The 17,711-nt window shown below is 67.8% G+C and carries 17 protein-coding genes; 11 read left to right on the top strand and 6 right to left on the bottom strand.

Going from position 1 to position 17,711, the window contains the following annotated elements; genetic code table 11:
- Window positions 1-30 precede the first annotated feature (30 nt).
- The 5 genes from CCZ27_RS03880 to CCZ27_RS03860 all read left to right on the top strand — a co-directional run bounded on the left by CCZ27_RS03880 (window position 31) and on the right by CCZ27_RS03860 (window position 3,434).
- The gene (locus CCZ27_RS03880; protein WP_096445724.1) at window positions 31-411 is read left to right on the top strand and encodes a DMT family protein; all 381 of its coding nucleotides are present in this window, start codon (window positions 31-33) and stop codon (window positions 409-411) included.
- A gap of 16 nt (window positions 412-427) precedes the next feature.
- Window positions 428-1,069, top strand: coding sequence for a deoxynucleoside kinase (locus CCZ27_RS03875; protein WP_096445721.1), 642 nt, complete (start codon window positions 428-430; stop codon window positions 1,067-1,069).
- Window positions 1,070-1,162: 93 nt separating this feature from the next.
- A complete protein-coding gene (gene panB, locus CCZ27_RS03870) occupies window positions 1,163-1,978 on the top strand; it encodes a 3-methyl-2-oxobutanoate hydroxymethyltransferase (RefSeq protein ID WP_096445718.1) in 816 nt (271 codons plus the stop codon).
- A 51-nt stretch (window positions 1,979-2,029) separates the two neighbouring features.
- Entirely contained in the window at window positions 2,030-2,857 is an 828-nt protein-coding gene (panC, locus tag CCZ27_RS03865) for a pantoate--beta-alanine ligase (protein WP_096445716.1), read from the top strand.
- A gap of 130 nt (window positions 2,858-2,987) precedes the next feature.
- The gene (locus CCZ27_RS03860; protein ID WP_096452135.1) at window positions 2,988-3,434 is read left to right on the top strand and encodes a CBS domain-containing protein; all 447 of its coding nucleotides are present in this window, start codon (window positions 2,988-2,990) and stop codon (window positions 3,432-3,434) included.
- A gap of 227 nt (window positions 3,435-3,661) precedes the next feature.
- On the opposite strand, the gene CCZ27_RS03855 is transcribed toward CCZ27_RS03860, so the two are convergent.
- Both CCZ27_RS03855 and CCZ27_RS03850 read right to left on the bottom strand, forming a co-directional pair.
- On the bottom strand, window positions 3,662-3,967 hold the full coding sequence (locus CCZ27_RS03855; protein WP_157748434.1) for a hypothetical protein: 306 nt from the start codon (window positions 3,965-3,967) through the stop codon (window positions 3,662-3,664).
- 172 nt (window positions 3,968-4,139) lie between these two features.
- Complete coding sequence (locus CCZ27_RS03850; RefSeq protein ID WP_157748433.1) at window positions 4,140-4,787, bottom strand: outer membrane beta-barrel protein; 648 nt, start codon at window positions 4,785-4,787, stop codon at window positions 4,140-4,142.
- Between the two features lie 81 nt (window positions 4,788-4,868).
- Here CCZ27_RS03850 and CCZ27_RS03845 point away from each other — a divergent pair, with 81 nt between their 5' ends.
- A complete protein-coding gene (locus CCZ27_RS03845; protein ID WP_096445707.1) occupies window positions 4,869-5,171 on the top strand; it encodes a helix-turn-helix domain-containing protein in 303 nt (100 codons plus the stop codon).
- Window positions 5,172-5,242: 71 nt separating this feature from the next.
- Here the strand turns inward: CCZ27_RS03845 and pepN are convergent, their stop codons facing one another.
- The 4 genes from pepN to CCZ27_RS03825 form a co-directional block, all read right to left on the bottom strand.
- Window positions 5,243-7,918, bottom strand: coding sequence for an aminopeptidase N (gene pepN / locus CCZ27_RS03840; RefSeq protein WP_096445704.1), 2,676 nt, complete (start codon window positions 7,916-7,918; stop codon window positions 5,243-5,245).
- Complete coding sequence (locus CCZ27_RS23905) at window positions 7,915-8,142, bottom strand: hypothetical protein (RefSeq protein WP_096445701.1); 228 nt, start codon at window positions 8,140-8,142, stop codon at window positions 7,915-7,917. Before CCZ27_RS23905 ends, pepN begins: the two co-directional genes overlap by 4 nt.
- A gap of 30 nt (window positions 8,143-8,172) precedes the next feature.
- Window positions 8,173-10,914, bottom strand: a complete 2,742-nt coding sequence (locus CCZ27_RS03830; protein ID WP_096445698.1) for a cation-transporting P-type ATPase — start codon at window positions 10,912-10,914, stop codon at window positions 8,173-8,175.
- Window positions 10,915-11,067: 153 nt separating this feature from the next.
- On the bottom strand, window positions 11,068-11,568 hold the full coding sequence (locus CCZ27_RS03825; RefSeq protein ID WP_096445695.1) for an RDD family protein: 501 nt from the start codon (window positions 11,566-11,568) through the stop codon (window positions 11,068-11,070).
- A 163-nt stretch (window positions 11,569-11,731) separates the two neighbouring features.
- Here CCZ27_RS03825 and CCZ27_RS03820 point away from each other — a divergent pair, with 163 nt between their 5' ends.
- The 5 genes from CCZ27_RS03820 to CCZ27_RS03800 all read left to right on the top strand — a co-directional run bounded on the left by CCZ27_RS03820 (window position 11,732) and on the right by CCZ27_RS03800 (window position 17,610).
- The gene (locus CCZ27_RS03820) at window positions 11,732-13,444 is read left to right on the top strand and encodes an acetolactate synthase 3 catalytic subunit (RefSeq protein ID WP_096445693.1); all 1,713 of its coding nucleotides are present in this window, start codon (window positions 11,732-11,734) and stop codon (window positions 13,442-13,444) included.
- A 47-nt stretch (window positions 13,445-13,491) separates the two neighbouring features.
- Window positions 13,492-13,983, top strand: coding sequence for an acetolactate synthase small subunit (ilvN, locus tag CCZ27_RS03815; protein WP_096445690.1), 492 nt, complete (start codon window positions 13,492-13,494; stop codon window positions 13,981-13,983).
- A 77-nt stretch (window positions 13,984-14,060) separates the two neighbouring features.
- Complete coding sequence (ilvC, locus tag CCZ27_RS03810; RefSeq protein ID WP_096445688.1) at window positions 14,061-15,077, top strand: ketol-acid reductoisomerase; 1,017 nt, start codon at window positions 14,061-14,063, stop codon at window positions 15,075-15,077.
- A gap of 155 nt (window positions 15,078-15,232) precedes the next feature.
- On the top strand, window positions 15,233-16,039 hold the full coding sequence (gene pssA, locus CCZ27_RS03805) for a CDP-diacylglycerol--serine O-phosphatidyltransferase (protein WP_096445685.1): 807 nt from the start codon (window positions 15,233-15,235) through the stop codon (window positions 16,037-16,039).
- Window positions 16,040-16,071: 32 nt separating this feature from the next.
- Window positions 16,072-17,610, top strand: a complete 1,539-nt coding sequence (locus tag CCZ27_RS03800) for a 2-isopropylmalate synthase (RefSeq protein WP_096445682.1) — start codon at window positions 16,072-16,074, stop codon at window positions 17,608-17,610.
- Window positions 17,611-17,711 lie beyond the last annotated feature (101 nt).

Below are 17,711 nucleotides of genomic sequence, written 5' to 3'. Positions count from 1 at the left end.
ACACCCGGCAATCCCTCCCCGAAGGACACCATGCCCGCCTGGCCGCAATCCGCCACCCCGCTGCTCGCCGCCCCCGCCTGGCTGCAGACCGCGCTGCTGCTGACCGCCTCGAACGTGTTCATGACCTTCGCCTGGTACGGCCACCTGAAGAACATGCAGGGCAGGGCCTGGTACGTCGCCGCCCTGGCGAGCTGGTCGATCGCCCTGTTCGAATACCTGCTGCAGGTGCCCGCCAACCGCATCGGCGCCACCGCGCTGAACCTCGGGCAACTGAAGATCATGCAGGAAGTCATCACCTTGCTGGTCTTCGTGCCCTTCGCCGTGCTGTACATGAAGCAGCCGCTCAAGCTTGACTATCTCTGGGCCGGCTTGTGTATGCTTGGCGCGGTCTATTTCATGTTCCGCAACTGAGGCAAGGGCGCCCGCAATGCTCGACAAAGCGCGGTACATCGTCGTCGAAGGCCCGATCGGAGCCGGCAAGACATCGCTCGCCAAGCGCCTCGCCGAACGCCTGTCCGCGGAAAGCCTGTTCGAGCAGGCCGAAAGCAACCCCTTCCTCGCCCGCTTCTACCAGAACCCCGAGCGCTGGGCGATGGCCACCGAGCTGTCGTTCTTCTTCCAGCGCATCGACCAGGTCGTCGCCCAGCTCGGCGAACTCACCGGCGAGCGGCGCGTGGTGTCGGACTTCATCCTGGAAAAGGACACGCTCTTCGCCGGCCTCAATCTCAGCGACGACGAGTTCGCGCTCTACCAGCGCATCTTCGACAGCCTGCGTCCGGCCGCGCCGCCCAGTCCCGACCTCGTGATCTACCTGCAGGCCAAACCCGACACGCTGATGGAGCGCATCCGGCGCCGCGGCAACGACGCCGAACGGCGCATCACCGAAACCTACCTCGAGCGCGTCGCCGAGCGCTACGCCCGCTTCTTCTACCAGTACGACGCCGCGCCGCTGTTCGTCGTCGATGCCGGGGTGCTCAATCCGGTCGACAAGGACGAAGACTTCGAACTGCTCGTCGAACGCCTGCGCGACATGCGCGGCTACCGCGAATTCTTCGGCTACGCCGGCTGATCCCCGGACCCGGGGCGGGCACCGGCGCGCCGGAACCCCTTGTGCAATGCAGTTCTTTGGTGAAAACTCCGGCCTCCCTATCAGGAGGACTCCATGAGCTACCTGCAGGATCAGAAACCGGTCACGCTTTTCGAGCTGGGCAAGATGCGCGCCGAAGGCCGCAAGATCGCCATGCTCACCGCCTATGACCGCAGTTTCGCCGCGCTGTGCGGACGGGCCGGCGTCGACGCGGTACTGGTCGGCGACTCGCTGGGCAACGTCTTGCAGGGGCAGAAATCCACCCTGCCCGTGACCCTGGAGCACATGGCCTACCACACAGAGTGCGTCGCCCGCGCCGACGGCCGCGCCTTCGTGATCACCGACATGCCCTTCGGCAGCTACCACGAGAACCGCGAGCAGGCCATGCGCAGCGCCGCGCGCCTGATGGCCGCGGGCGCCCAGATGGTGAAGCTGGAAGGCGGCGAATTCATGGCCGACACCATCCGCTTCCTGGTCGAGCGCGGCGTGCCGGTATGCGCCCACATCGGCCTGACGCCGCAGTCGGTGCACCAGCTGGGCGGCTACCGGGTGCAGGGTCGCGGTGAGGAAGGCGCCGCCCGCCTGCGGGCCGACGCGCTCGCGCTGGAACAGGCCGGCGCCGCGCTGATGGTCATGGAAATGGTTCCGGCCACGGTGGCGAAGGACGTCACCGCCAGCCTGGCGTCGATGGCCACGATAGGCATCGGCGCGGGCCCCGATTGCGACGGCCAGGTGCTGGTCCTGCACGACATGCTGGGCGTGTTCCCCGGCAGGACGGCGCGCTTCGTGCGCAACTTCATGGACGGCGCCGCCGGCGTCGAGGACGCGGTGTCGCGCTACGTCGCCGCGGTGAAGGACGGCAGCTTCCCCGCCGCCGAACACTGCTACTGAGCGGACGGCGCTCCCGCCACCCCGCTTTCGCCCGCCACGACCCGACCGACCATGCAGATCCACTCCACCATCGAAAGCCTGCGTGCCGCCCGTGCCGGCGCCGGCAAGGTCGCTTTCGTCCCCACCATGGGCAACCTGCACGAGGGCCATATCGCCCTGATGCGGCAGGCCCGCCAGCATGCCGGCACCGTGGTGGCGAGCATCTTCGTGAATCGCCTGCAGTTCGGCGCCGGCGAAGACTTCGACCACTATCCGCGCACGCTGCAGGCCGACTGCGAGAAGCTAGAGGCCGCGGGCGTGGCGCATCTCTTCGCGCCCGACGAGACGGTGATGTACCCGCAGCCGCAGCGCTACCTGGTGGAGCCGGCGCCGGCCCACGTCTCCATCCTCGAAGGCGAGTTCCGCCCCGGCCATTTCGGCGGCATGGCGACGGTGGTGCTGAAGCTGCTGAACATCGTGCAGCCCGACGTGGCGCTGTTCGGCAGGAAGGACTACCAGCAACTGATGATCATCGCCAACATGGCGCGCGAGTTCGCGCTGCCGGTCGAGATCGTCGCCGGCGACACGGTGCGCGCCGAGGACGGGCTGGCGCTGTCGTCGCGCAACGGCTACCTGAGCGCCGCGGAACGCGCCGAGGCGCCGCGCCTGTACCGGACGCTGGCGCGCGTGCGCGACGCGGTGCGCGCGGGCGACCACGACCTCTCGAAGCTCGAAACCGAGGCGATGGCCGAACTCGCCGCGCACGGCTGGGCGCCGGATTACGTCGCGGTGCGCCGCCGCGCCGACCTGCAGCCCGCGCTTCACCCGCACGACCCGCTGGTGGTGCTGGCCGCCGCGAAACTGGGCAGGACGCGGCTCATCGACAACCTCGAGATCTGAGCCCGGACGCATGCGTTCGCCGCGCTCCGCCCCTGCCGGCGTGGCATCGCGAGGCGTTCCAATCTATGCTGTAGGTACGTGCACAACGATGCGCGGCGCCAGCGACAACAAAGCGGAGGAAGTGGAAACAATGACGACCACGGTCAAACAGATTCTCGATCAGAAGGGCAACAAGACCATCTCGGTGCGTCCCGAGGACACGGTGTTCGCCGCGCTGTCTCTGATGGCGGAGTTCGACATCGGCTCGGTCATCGTGACCGAAAACGACCATCTGCTCGGCATCTTCACCGAGCGCGACTATGCCCGGAAGGTGGTCCTGAAGGGGCTGGTCTCCAAGGACGTGCGGATCGGGGAACTGATGACGCCGAACCCGTGCACCGTATCGCCCTCGAGCACGGTCGACGAAGTGATGCGCACGATGACCGAAAACCGCTTCCGCCACCTGCCGGTGGTGGACCACGGTCGCATCGTCGGCATCGTCACCATCGGCGACATGGTGAAGTCCATCGTGAGCCAGCAGGAAGCAACGATCCGCCAGCTCTCGAGCTACATTTCCGGGGATCTGGCGACGAACTGAACGCCGCGGGCCGCGTGGCCCGGAAGACGTGCCGGGATGCCGGCAATGCCGCTCAGCCAGGCTCTTCGCCGAGGGAACCGACGGCATGCGTTCTGGCAGAGGTAAGACGAAACGGGGGCGTTGCGCCCCCGTCTTTTTTCCATATCGGCAGAAGCCGTCTGCGCACGGGGTTGTCGAGTATCGACGCCGGGCTCGGCAACCCGAGCTCCGCCCCCGAGGCTACTTTTCTATGCCTGGCGATTCCAACGGGCGAAGAAACGCCCCAGCTCTTCATGATCCCGGACGAGCCTTTCGCAAATCTCGGGGTTCTCGTCGAGGAAGCGGTAGAGCGGGTATTCGTCCGGCTCGATCTCGAGCCCCTCTTTCCTCACGTCCACGACGGCATTGCGAAAGAACGGCGGCGGCCCGATCAGGATCACGTCGGGGTATGCCAGCGCGATCAGGGTGTTACCGATCCTCGTATTGGTGTCCTCGCGGAAGGCGGGATCGATGTGGGCGGCAAAAAAGGCGAGATAGCGGTCCATGATGTCCATGCCGAGAATGAAAACGTATTCGCACTCCGACATGGGCAAGACGGCATTTCATTGCATTCACCTCGAGTAATGTGCCCCCGCAAGGGGGGGACAGCCTGAATCCGCCAGCGCGTCGACCGATCCCGATCCGGGAAGACGGCAACGGCCGTCCCGACGGCCTTCTCCGTGCTGGTCAGAAGTCGTACTGAAGGCCGACCGACGCCATGCGCGCATTGGTGTCGGTGGCATTGTCGTTGGTCTTGGTGATCTTCGGATACCAGTTGATGTCGGCGACCAAGCTGAGCCTGTCGATCAGCTTGTACATGCCGCCAATGCCAAAGGTGGCATGAGTCTGCTTGTCCCTGCCCGTGTAGGCGCTGTCGGGATGAACGGACTGGCGATCCAGCGAGGTGCGGACGAAGATGGCTCCGATCCGGCCGGTGAGCGTGAAATTCTCACCGACGGGATAGAAACCGCGCACCGCCGTCACCAAGCCCCTGTTCTTCACGTACAGGACGCTGGTTTCGCCGGTGGTGCGGCGGGTCAGGTCGTAGTGCGGTTTGCCGAAATCCACATAGGACAGTTCCGCGCCGACGTGGCGGTTGAAACGATAACCCCCGCCGATTTCAAGACCGGGCTTGTTCACGGACTCGCCGGTGATGTAGGTGGCATGGACAGTATTGGAGGTGTCCAGCGTGGTGTGGGCCTGGCCGATGGCACCGCGGAGGTAGAAACCGCTGTCCTGGGCATGGGCGGCGCCGGCGGCAAGGATCAGGGCGGCAACAATGGATTGGATGGCTTTCATTCCGGATTTTCTTTGATTGAAGATTGTCGGGCTCATGCGGCGCATGCTCCCACGGCCTGCCTCATATGTGAAGCAAAATCCGTAGATGCAAAGTTATCACAAAGATAGCTTCGTGGCATGTCTGCCAAGCCCAAGCCCCCTACGGAGTTGCCTGCCCCTGACGATCTCCGTGGGGTGCTGGCCTTCAACGTGCGGCTGCTGAGAGTCCGGAAGGGCTGGTCGCAAGAGGCCCTGGCGCTGGAGTGCGGGCTGGACAGGACCTACGTGTCCGCCGTGGAGCGGTCGCGATGGAACGTCTCGTTGTCGAACATCGAGGCCATCGCCCGGGCTCTTGAAGTGCAGGCATGGACGCTGCTCAGGCCACCGGCAGCCGATGCGCTCCTTCCGGGCGAGGAAAATGAAAATGCCGTTCAGCGCTAGCTGAACGGCATTGTCGGAATCCCGGCGTTTTTCTTTTGCACAGCCCACGCGCCGGCGCGGACGCGGAGAGGTCAGGCGAGGGCCTTGCCCACGATCTCCTGCACGTCGGACGACAGGCCGGGCGCCGCGAGCACGCGTTCGAGCTGCGGGCGGATGCTGGACTGCAGGGCCGGCGCGTAGCGGCACCAGTTTTCCAGCGCGCGCGCCATGCGCGCCGCAACCTGCGGGTTCTTCGCATCGAGCGCGACGACCTGCTCCGCCCAGAACGCATGGCCGCTGCCGTCGGCGGCATGGAACTCGGCGGCGTTGGCGCGGAAGAAGGTGCCGAGCAGCGCATACACCTTGTTCGGATTCGACAGGCTGAAAGCGGCGTCCGCCATCAGCGCCCGCACCCGCTCCAGCGTCGGTGCCACCGCATCGTCCCAGCGCCAGGCGCCGGCCTGCAGCGCGAACCACTTGTCGAGCACCAGCGCATCGTCGCGATAGCGTTCATGGAAGGCGGCCAACGCCGCCTCGCGCGCCGGGCTGGTGCTCTGCACCAGGGCGGCGAGCGCGCCGAAGCGCTCGGTCATGTCGGTCGCCGACTCGAAGCGCGTGCTCGCCGCGGCCAGCCCGCGCGCATCGCCGGCGGCGGCGAGGTAGCGCAGGGCGAGGTTGCCGAGCGCACGCCGGCCGGCATCGCCGGGGTGATAGCGGTAGGCGCCGTCCACCCGCATCGCGTCGATCAGGGCCAGCCAGTCGTCGGCCAGTGCGCCGCCGAGCGTGCGCATCGTCGCGATCAGCGCGGCACGCAACGCGGCCGGGTCGGCCGGCGACATGCGCTCCAGCAGGTACGCCTCGGCGGGCAGCGCGGCCGCCTGGGCGCGGAACGCCGGATCGAGCGCGGCATCGTTCAGCAGCGCGCGGAAGGCGGCGACGAAAGCCTGCGGCACCGCGCTCGCCTGTCCGCCCGCGAGCGCGAGGATCACGCGCTCGGCATAGCGCTGCGCCGCGTCCCAGCGGTTGAACGGATCGGCGTCGTGCGCCATGCGGAAGGCGAGGCGCTCGTCGGTCTCGTCCAGTTCGAGGACGACCGGCGCCGAGAAGCCGCGCAGCAGCGAAGGCACGGGCTCGGCATCCAGGCCGACGAAGCGGAAGGTCTGTCCGGCCGCGGTCAGCGCCAGTACCCGCGTGGTGGCGCCGGGTTGGGATTCGCCTTCCAGCCTCAGCGGACGGTCGCGGCCGTCCGGCCCGATGAGGCCGACGGCCACCGGGATGACCAGCGGCTGCTTTTCCGGCTGCCCCGGCGTGGGCGGCGTGTGCTGCGCCAGCGTGAGCGCATAGGTGCCGGAAGCGGCATCCCACGCGCCGCTCGCCTTCACCCGCGGCGTGCCGGCCTGTTCGTACCAGCGCATGAACTGGTCGAGATCCACGCCGTTGGCCTCCGCCATCGCCTCGACGAAGTCGTCGCAGGTCACTGCTTGGCCGTCGTGGTAGCTGAAATACAGGTCCATGCCGTTGCGGAAACCCTCCGTCCCCAGCAGCGTGTGCAGCATGCGGATGACCTCGGCGCCCTTCTCGTACACCGTGGCGGTGTAGAAGTTGTTGATCTCCCGGTAGCTGTCCGGGCGGATGGGGTGCGCCATCGGCCCGGCGTCCTCGGCGAACTGCGCGGCGCGCAGCACGCGCACGTCGTCGATGCGCTTGACTGCCCGCGCCGAGACCGCGCCTTCGGGGCCGGCGGCGCGCGCCAGCATGTCGGCGGAAAACTGCTGGTCGCGGAAGACGGTGAGCCCTTCCTTCAGCGTGAGCTGGAACCAGTCGCGGCAGGTGACGCGGTTGCCGGTCCAGTTGTGGAAGTATTCGTGCGCGACCACGCTCTCGATGTTCTCGTAGTCGACGTCGGTGGCGGTGTCGGGCTTGGCGAGGACGAACTTGGTGTTGAAGATGTTGAGGCCCTTGTTCTCCATCGCTCCCATGTTGAAGTCGCCCACCGCGACGATCATGAAGCGGTCGAGGTCCAGTTCGAGGCCGAAGGTCTCCTCGTCCCAGCGCATCGAGTGGATCAGCGATTCCATCGCATGCTCGCTGCGGTCGAGGTTGCCTTCTTCCACCCAGACCTGCAGCAGCACCTCGCGGCCGGACGCGGTGGCCACCGTCCGTTCCAGCGCCACGAGCTTCGCCGCGACCAGCGCGAACAGGTAGGAGGGCTTGGGAAACGGATCTTCCCAGCGCGCGTAGTGCCGCCCGCCGGGCAGGTCGCCCTCTTCGAGCAGGTTGCCGTTCGACAGCAGCACCGGGCAGGCGGCACGGTCGGCCTCGAGCGTGACGGTGTAGCGCGCCATCACGTCCGGGCGGTCGGGGAAGTAGGTGATGCGGCGAAAGCCTTCGGCCTCGCATTGGGTGAAGAAGCCGCCGTTCGACAGGTAGAGGCCCGACAGCGTGGTGTTGGCGCGCGGATCGATGCGGGTGGTGACTTCCACCACCGCACGCTCGCCGCCGGCGTCGATCTCGAGCACGCCATCGGCCTCGCGCACCGTGCCGGCCGCCGGCCCGGCACCTTCCACGAGCAGCGAAAGCCGCTCCAGCGCCTCGCCCCACAGGCGGATCGGCCCTTCTTCCGCAGCGGGATTGCGCACGCAGACCATGCGGCTCTTCACCAGCGTGGCGTCGGGGTCGAGGCTGAAATGCAGGTCGATGCGCTCGACGGTCCAGGCCAGCGGCTGGTAGTCGGCGCGACGTATGGTCGGGGCGTGTTCGGTCTTCATTCTTTTCTCCATCGTCCGCCGTCGCGGGCGGGCAAGGGGCGAGTGTACGCCGCGGCGCCCGCTTCGCACAGCGCGGCCGGCGGCGGAACGGGCGAAGGGCGCGCGGCGCCGATGCGCGGCTCGGCCGGCCGCACGGTCGGCCACCAGCACGTCGCCGGCATGGCGGCATGGCGGGCGACGGCGGACAGATCGGTTGCCGCGGGAATGGTGCGCAGCCGGGTCATGGGCCCTCTGTCATCGGCCTGCCGGCGGGATCAGTGCGCGCGCGCCTCGCCCTGCGGGAAGATGCGCCGCAGGACCGCCTTTTCGATCTCGACGGCGAAGAGCAGCAGGATGCCGAAGGCGAGGATGCGCAGCCATTCGTCGGCACCCAGCGGCAGCGTGCCGAACAGCCGCTGCATGGCCGGAAGATAGGTGAACAGCGCCTGGCACACGGCCAGCAGCAGGATCGCCAGCAGCACGTAGCGGTTGCCGAGGAAGCCGTCGCGGCTGAGCACCGAGCCGAACAGGTTGCGCACGTTGAAGAGGTAGAAGACCTCGCCGATGAGCAACGCATTCACCGCCGCCGTGCGCGCGGCCTCGAGCGTCGCGCCGCGCGCGGACTCCCACAGGAACATGCCCATGCCGCCGGCGACCAGCAGGAAGCCGACGAACACGATGCGCCAGGCGAGCAGGCCGTTGAGCAACGGCTCGGCGGGGTCGCGCGGCGGGCGCGCCATGATGTCGGCCTCCGGCCGCTCGAAGGCGAGCGCCAGCGCCAGCGTCACCGCGGTCACCATGTTCACCCACAGGATCTGCGCCGGCGTGATCGGCATCGTCAGGCCGAACAGCACCGCGCAGAACACCATCGCCGCCTGGCCGATGTTGGTCGGCAGGATGTAGGCGATGGCCTTGCGCAGGTTGTCATAGACCGTGCGCCCCTCTTCGACGGCGGCGGCCACCGAGGCGAAGTTGTCGTCGGCCAGCACCATCTCGGCCGCTTCCTTCGCCGCCTCGGTGCCCTTCTGGCCCATCGCCACGCCGACGTCCGCCCGCTTGAGCGCCGGCGCGTCGTTGACGCCGTCGCCGGTCATCGCCACCACCTCGCCGCGCGCCTGGAGCGCCTCGACCAGGCGCAGTTTGTGCTCGGGGCTGGCCCTGGCGAAGATGTCGGTCTCCGCCACCGCTTCGGCCAGCCGCGCGTCTTCCATGCGCTCGATCTCGGCGCCCGTCAGCACCTTGACCTCGCGCGAGAGCCCCAGTTGCTCGCCGATCGCGCGCGCCGTGGCGGCATGGTCGCCGGTGATCATCTTCACCTGGATGCCCGCGGCCATGCAGTTGGCCACCGCCTTCACCGCCTCGGCGCGGGGCGGGTCGGTGATCCCCAGCACCGCGAGCAGCGTGAAGCCGCCCTCTTCCACCGCAGCAAAGCTCAGCGCGCGTCGCTGGCCCGCCTCGCGGCGCTCAGCGACCGCCAGCAGGCGCATGCCCTCGCCGGCAGCCTGCTCCGCGGCCCGCTGCCAGGACTCCGGCTCCAGCGGCGCCGGCGCGCCGTCCAGCCTGCGGCTGGCGGAACACAGCGACAGCACACGCTCGGGCGCGCCCTTCAGCATCACGCACGCATCGCCCGCCTCGTCGTGGTGCAGGGTGGCCATGAAGCGGTGTCCGGATTCGAACGGGATCACGTCGTCGCGCGGCAGGGCCTCGCGCAGCAGGCGCGGATCGGCGCCCGCCTTCAGCGCCAGGGCGGTCAGCGCGCCCTCGGTGGGATCGCCGACGATGCGCCATTCCTTGCCCTGCAGGCTCAGTTCGGCGTCGTTGCACAGCAGGCAGGCGCGGCCGATGTCGGCCAGCAGCGGCGCCTCGGCCGCGCTGATCGCATGCGAGCCGCACTCGAAACCGCCGTGCGGCGCATAGCCGGCGCCGGAGACGCGCAGTTGCGCGTCGGCGCAGATCACGCGCTGCACGGCCATCTCGTTGCGCGTCAGGGTGCCGGTCTTGTCCGAGCAGATCACGGTGACCGACCCCAGCGCCTCGACCGCCGGCAGCCGGCGGATGATCGCGTGCCGGCGCGCCATGCGCTGCACGCCGATGGCGAGCGTGATCGTCATGATCGCGGGCAGCCCCTCGGGAATCGCCGCCACCGCCAGCCCGACCGCGGCGAGGAACATGTCGCCGTGCGTGTAGCCCCTGAACTGCGTGCCGAAGACGAACGCGGCCGCGGCGATGCCCAGGATGACCCAGGTGAGGAGCCGGCTGAATCCGGCCACCTGGCGCAGCAGCGGCGTACTCATGCCTTCCACCGTCCCCAGCAGCGTGCTGATGCGGCCGATCTCGGTGGCCGAGCCCGTCGCCACCACGACCCCCATCCCCTGGCCGTAGCTGACCAGCGTGCCCGAATAGGCCATCGACGTGCGATCGCCCAGCGCCGCGTCGGCCGCCACCGGCGAGAGCGACTTGTCCGCGCCGAGCGATTCGCCGGTGAGCGCGGACTCGTCGATGCGCAGGCTGCGGACGTCGAGCAGCCGCAGGTCGGCCGGCACCCGGTCGCCGGAGGCGAGGAACACGATGTCGCCCGGCACCAGCGCATCGGCGGCGATCTCCTGGCGGCGGCCGTCGCGCAGCACGTGGGCATGCGGCGACAGCATGTCGCGGATCGCGTCGAGGGCGCGCTCGGCCTTGCCTTCCTGCAGGAAGCCGATGATCGCGTTGATCACGACCACGCCGAAGATCACCGCGGAGTCGACCGCATGGCCGAGCACGGAGGTGACCACGCCGGCGGCCAGCAGGACGTAGATCAGCACGTTGTGGAACTGCAGCAGGAAGCGTATCAGCGGACCGTTGCGCGGCGGCGGCGGCAGCGCGTTGGCGCCGCACAGGTCGAGGCGGCGCGCGGCCTCGACCGAGGCGATCCCGGCTTCATGCGAGGTCTGCAGGGCGAGCAGGACGGCGTCGGCGGGCTGCGCGTGGCAACCGGCCGGCGCGGCGAAAGGCGGGGGTGAAGCGTGTTCCGTCATTGGCGGTCTCGGTCATGGATCGCCCGCGGTCTGCGCGGGCGCCGGGCGGCGGCGCCCGGCAGGCGGCGCATCGCCGCGGTTTCCGACCGCTATCGTGAAGGCATCGTCATCAATGCTAACCGCGATCCGGCGCGAAAGTTCCCGCGCCGGGCGTCAGCCCTGCGGACGTCCCGGAAGCAGAACGACGTAGGTGCGCGCCAGGCGATCGTGCAGGAACTGGCGGTCGCGGTCGAGGATCGCCCACAGCAGGCCGATGCCGAAGAACAGCACCGACGGCCATGCCAGCACATAGCGCAGCCAGCTCTGCGCCGCGCCCGGGGCGCGGCCGTCGGCCGCGTTCACCACCTTGAGGCGCCAGGTCTGCATCGCCAGCGTCTGGCCGTGCCGCGTCCAGTACCACACGAAATAGCAGCCGAGCACGACGAAGATGTGCAGCCACGCGACCCAGCCCGACGGCGCGATGCCGGCGGCCATGCCGAGCAGCAGATAGGGCACGAGAAAGGTCAGCGCCAGCACGCCGAGCAGCAGCAGCGATTCGTACAGCATGCTCGCCAGCCTGCGGCGCAGGCCGGCGAGTTCCACCGCGGTCCGTGCGGCGGCGGCCGGCTCGGCCGGCGTCTGCCGGGATGCGGCTCGGGAAAGTTTGCTCTTCATGCCAGTGGGAGAACGGGGGCGCCCGCTCGTGCAGAAATTGACCGCCAAATCCTGTACATGCGCGGCGGCTGGGCGCGCCGGAGCATGGCTCGCGGCGTTGACCAAAATCGTGGGGGCCGGTAACGTTCGGCGTTTCTCTGAACGTTTGTAGAGCGAGTTTGCGATGGTGCTGACCGGGGCAGAAATTGTAATCAGGTGCCTGCAGGAAGAAAAGGTCGAGTATGTCTTCGGCTATCCCGGCGGTGCGGTGCTGTACCTGTATGACGCCCTGTTCCAGCAGGAAGAAGTACGCCACGTCCTGGTGCGCCACGAGCAGGCCGCGGTGCACGCCGCGGACGGCTTCGCCCGCAGCACCGAGAAGGTCGGCGTGGCGCTGGTCACCTCCGGCCCGGGCGCGACCAATGCCGTCACCGGCATCGCCACCGCCTACTGCGACTCCATCCCGATCGTCATCATCTCCGGCCAGGTACCCACCGCCGCCATCGGCCAGGACGCGTTCCAGGAGGTCGACACGGTGGGCATCACCCGCCCCTGTGTGAAGCACAACTTCCTCGTGCGCGACGTGCGCGACATCGCCATCACGCTCAAGAAGGCTTTCTACCTGGCGCGGACCGGCCGCCCCGGCCCGGTGCTGGTCGACATTCCGAAGGACATCACCATCGCCAGGTGCGAGTACGAGTATCCGAGGGAGATCTCGATGCGCTCGTACAACCCGGTGGTGCGCGGACACCAGGGCCAGATCAAGAAGGCGGTGCAACTGCTGCTCGAAGCCCGGCGGCCGATGATCTACACCGGCGGCGGCGTAGTGCTGGCGGACGCGGCCGAACAGCTCACCCGCCTCACCCGCCTGCTGGGCTACCCGGTCACCAACACGCTGATGGGCCTGGGCGGCTACCCGGCGAGCGACCGCCAGTTCCTGGGCATGCCCGGCATGCACGGCACCTACGAGGCCAACATGTCGATGCACTACTGCGACGTGCTGCTGGCGGTGGGCGCCCGCTTCGACGACCGCGTGATCGGCAATCCGGCGCACTTCGCCGAGGAACCGCGCAAGATCATCCACGTCGACATCGACCCGTCGTCGATCTCCAAGCGGGTGAAGGTGGACGTGCCCATCGTCGGCGACGTGCGCGAAGTGCTCGACGAGATGATCCGCCAGCTCGAGGCCGGCGCCGCGCGGCCCAATGCCGACCACCTCTCCGCCTGGTGGAAGCAGATCGAGGAATGGCGCAGCCGCGACTGCATGGCCTACAAGAACTCGGACGAGATCATCAAGCCGCAGTTCGTCGTGCAGAAGCTGTGGGAAGTGACCGGTGGCGAGGCCATCGTCACCTCCGACGTCGGCCAGCACCAGATGTGGGCGGCGCAGTACTACCGCTTCGACCGGCCGCGCCGCTGGCTCAATTCCGGCGGGCTGGGCACGATGGGCGTCGGCCTGCCCTACGCGATGGGCGCGCAGCTCGCGCATCCCGACGCCCGGGTGGCCTGCATCACCGGCGAGGCGTCGATCCAGATGAACATCCAGGAGCTGTCTACCTGCAAGCAGTTCCGCCTGCCGATCAAGATCTGCAACCTCAACAACCGCTACCTCGGCATGGTGCGCCAGTGGCAGCAGATCTTCCACGGCGCACGCTATTCCGAGTCGTACATGGATTCCCTGCCCGACTTCGCCAGGCTGGCGGCGGCCTACGGGCACGTCGGCATCCGCGTCGACCGCCCGTCCGACGTCGAGGACGCGCTGCGCGAGGCGTTCGTCAAACACAGGAACGATCTCGTGTTCCTCGACTTCCAGGTGGACCAGACCGAGAACGTCTACCCGATGGTGCAGGGCGGCAAGGGTCTCACCGAGATGATCCTGTCCGCCGAGGACCTGTAACCGACCGCCTGCCGCGCACACTCCCTGCATTCCGGATCGAATCAAACATGCGTCACGTCATCTCCCTCCTGATCGAAAACGAATCCGGCGCCCTGTCGCGCGTCTCCGGGCTGTTCTCGGCACGCGGCTACAACATCGAATCGCTGACCGTCGCGCCGACGGAGGATGCCTCGATGTCGCGCATGACCATCGTCACCACCGGCTCGGACGAGATCATCGAGCAGATCACCAAGCAGTTGAACAAGCTCGTCGAGGTCGTCAAGGTGGTCGACATATCTGAAGCCGCGCACATCGAGCGCGAGCTGATGCTCATCAAGGTCCGCGCCACCGGCAAGGACCGCGAGGAGATCAAGCGCACTGCGGACATCTTCCGCGCGCGCATCATCGACGTCACCGACGCGTCCTACGTCGTCGAGCTGACGGGCAACCAGTCCAAGCTCGACGCCTTCATCGGCGCCATCGACCCGGCGCTGATCCTCGAGACGGTGCGCTCGGGCGTCTGCGGCGTCGGCCGCGGCGACCGGGTCCTGAAACTCTAATCCGCCGTTTGCGGCCGCAGCCGGGGACCCCTGGCCGCCCGCTGCCCCTACCATCATGCAAGCTTGAAAGGAAAACCATGAAAGTTTATTACGACAAGGACGCCGACCTTTCCCTCATCAAGGGCAAGAAGGTCACCATCGTCGGCTACGGCTCCCAGGGCCACGCCCACTCGCAGAACCTGCGCGATTCCGGCGTCAACGTCACCGTCGGCCTGCGCAAGGGCGGCGGCTCGTGGGCGAAGGCCGAGCAGGCCGGCCTCGCCGTCAAGGAGATCGGCGAGGCGGTGAAGGACGCCGACGTCGTCATGATCCTGCTGCCGGACGAGACCGCACCCCAGGTCTACCGCGAGGACGTCGAGCCGAGCATCAAGAAGGGCGCGGTGCTCGCCTTCGCCCACGGCTTCAACGTGCACTACAACCAGATCGTGCCGCGCGACGACCTCGACGTGATCATGGTCGCCCCCAAGGGCCCGGGCCACACCGTGCGCTCCGAATACCTGCGCGGCGGCGGCGTGCCGACGCTGATCGCGGTGTACCAGGACCGCTCCGGCAAGGCCAGGGACATCGCCCTGTCCTACTCGGCGGCCAACGGCGGCACCAAGGGCGGCGTGATCGAGACCAACTTCCGCGAAGAGACCGAGACCGACCTCTTCGGCGAGCAGGCCGTGCTGTGCGGCGGCGCCGTCGAGCTGGTCAAGATGGGCTTCGAGACCCTGACCGAAGCCGGCTACGCTCCCGAGATGGCCTACTTCGAGTGCCTGCACGAACTCAAGCTGATCGTCGACCTGATGTACGAAGGCGGCATCGCCAACATGAACTACTCCATCTCCAACAACGCGGAGTATGGCGAGTACGTGACCGGCCCCGAAGTCATCAACGAGCATTCGCGCGCCGCCATGCGCAATGCGCTGAAGCGCATCCAGACCGGCGAATATGCCAAGCAGTTCATCCTCGAGGGCCGCACCAACTACCCGAGCATGACCGCCTACCGCCGCCTGAACGCCGACCACCAGATCGAGAAAGTCGGCGCCACGCTGCGCGACATGATGCCGTGGATCAAGGACAAGGCCCTGGTCGACAAGTCGAAGAACTGAGTTCTCCCGGCACGGTACCGAGGCCGGCCCCGTTCGCGGGGCCGGCCTTTTTCCGTTCCGGCCCCGTCCGCATCCAGCACCGGCGCGGCCCCCCCGATCGCCGCGGGCCATGCATGCGCTAGAATCGGTGTCCCGAACCCATCGGTCCCGACACTGTGGCGTATCCAGACCGCACCCCCCTGATTCCCCTCGACAAGCGCAGGCGCGGCATCTACATCCTGCCCAACCTGTTCACCACCGCTGCACTGTTCGCCGGTTTCTTCGCCATCGTGCAGGCGATGAACCTGCGCTTCGAGATGGCTGCCGTGGCGATCTTCGTGGCCATGGTGCTCGACGGCCTCGACGGCCGCATCGCACGTCTCACCCGTACGCAAAGCGAATTCGGCGCGCAGTACGACTCGCTGTCCGACATGGTGTCGTTCGGCGTCGCCCCGGCGCTGGTGGTCTACGAATGGGCGCTGAAGGACATGGGCAAGATCGGCTGGATCGCCGCCTTCATCTACTGCGCCGGCGCCGCGCTGCGCCTCGCGCGCTTCAACACCAACATCGAGATCATCGACAAGCGCTTCTTCCAGGGCCTGCCCAGCCCGGCGGCGGCGGCGCTGGTGGCGGGGCTCGTGTGGGTCGTCATCGACAACGGCGTCGCCGGCGACGACGTGCGCTGGTATGCCTGCGCGCTGACGGTGTTCGCGGGCCTGTCGATGATCAGCAACGTGATGTTCTGGAGCGGCAAGAACATCAACCTGCGCAAGAGCGTGCCCTTCATCGTCGTCATCGCGCTGGTGATGGCCTTCGCGCTGGTGTCGAGCTATCCGCCGGGCGTGCTGTTCGCGCTCTTCCTCGCCTATGCCGCCTCGGGCTACGTGCTGTGGATCTGGAATCTCAGGAAGAAGCCGGCGGCGAACGGGTCCGCGCCGGCGAATCCGCCCCCAGGCCCGGCCGACGAGCATCCTGGCGCGTAACCCTTCTCTGCATCCGACTCCGGGAGCCGCACATGAAAAAAGAACAGTTGATCATCTTCGACACGACCCTGCGCGACGGCGAGCAAAGCCCCGGTGCGTCGATGTCGCGCGACGACAAGCTGCGCATCGCCCGCCAGCTCGAACGCATGCGGGTCGACGTCATCGAGGCCGGCTTCGCCGCGGCCTCCAACGGCGACTTCGACGCGGTGCGCTCGATCGCCGAGACGATCAAGGAATCCACCGTCTGTTCGCTGGCGCGCGCCAACGAGAACGACATCCGCCGCGCGGGAGAGGCCGTGCGCCCGGCCGCGCGCGGGCGCATCCACACCTTCATCGCCACCAGCCCGATCCACATGGAGAAGAAGCTGCGCATGACGCCCGACGAGGTCGTCGCGCAGGCGGTGAAGGCGGTCGGCTGGGCGCGGGAATACACCGACGACGTCGAGTTCTCGGCCGAGGACGCGGGCCGCTCCGGGATCGACTTCCTGTGCCGCATCTTCGAGGAAGTCATCCGCGCCGGCGCGAAGACCATCAACGTGCCCGACACGGTCGGCTACAACGTCCCGGAACAATACGCCGCCACGCTGCGCACGCTGATCGAACGCGTGCCCAACTCCGACCGGGTGATCTGGTCGGTGCATTGCCACAACGACCTCGGCCTGGCCGTGTCGAACTCGCTCGCGGCGGTGATGGCCGGCGCGCGCCAGGTCGAATGCACCATCAACGGCCTGGGCGAGCGTGCCGGCAACGCCTCGCTCGAAGAGATCGTCATGGCGGTGCGCACGCGCGCCGACGTGTTCCCGGTCGAGACGCGCATCGACGCCACGCAGATCGTGCCCGCCTCCAAGCTGGTGTCCCAGGTCACCGGCTACCCGGTGCAGCCGAACAAGGCCATCGTGGGCGCCAACGCCTTCGCGCATGAATCGGGCATCCACCAGGATGGCGTGCTCAAGCACCGCGAGACCTACGAGATCATGCGCGCCGAGGACGTCGGCTGGGGCGCCAACAAGCTCGTGCTGGGCAAGCATTCCGGCCGCAACGCCTTCCGCTCGCGCCTGCAGGATCTGGGCATCGCGATCGGCTCCGAAGAGCAGTTGAACCACGCCTTCGCCCGCTTCAAGGAACTCGCGGACAAGAAGCACGAGATCTTCGACGAAGACCTCCACGCCCTGATGCGGGACGAATCCGTGACGCCGGAGGCCGAGCATTTCCGCCTGATCGCCAGCCGCTTCCACTCGGAAACCGGCGAGAAGCCGCAGGCCGAGATCACGCTGACGATGGACGGCAGCGAGAAGAGCACCTGTGCCGAAGGCTCGGGGCCGGTCGACGCCGCCTTCAAGGCGATCGAATCCATCGTCGACAGCGGTTGCCAGTTGCTGCTCTATTCGGTGAACGCGATCACCACCGGTACGGATGCGCAGGGCGAGGTCACCGTGCGCCTGGCGCGCGACGGCCGGGTGATGGACGGCCAGGGTGCGGACACCGACATCATCGTCGCCTCCGCCAAGGCTTACCTGAACGCGCTGAACAAGCTGCACGGCAGCGCGCGCAAGCTCAATCCGCAGGTCTAGAATCGGCGCGCCGCGCAGGAAGGGAAAAGCCGGCCGGGGCCGCTGCCGTCGCGCAGCGGCCCCGGCCGCAGTTGCGGCATCCTCCTCGCGACGGTTCCGCG

The organism is Thauera sp. K11 (genome assembly GCF_002354895.1).
GTDB lineage: Bacteria > Pseudomonadota > Gammaproteobacteria > Burkholderiales > Rhodocyclaceae > Thauera > Thauera sinica.
This window is presented reverse-complemented; position numbering and strand designations above follow the sequence as displayed.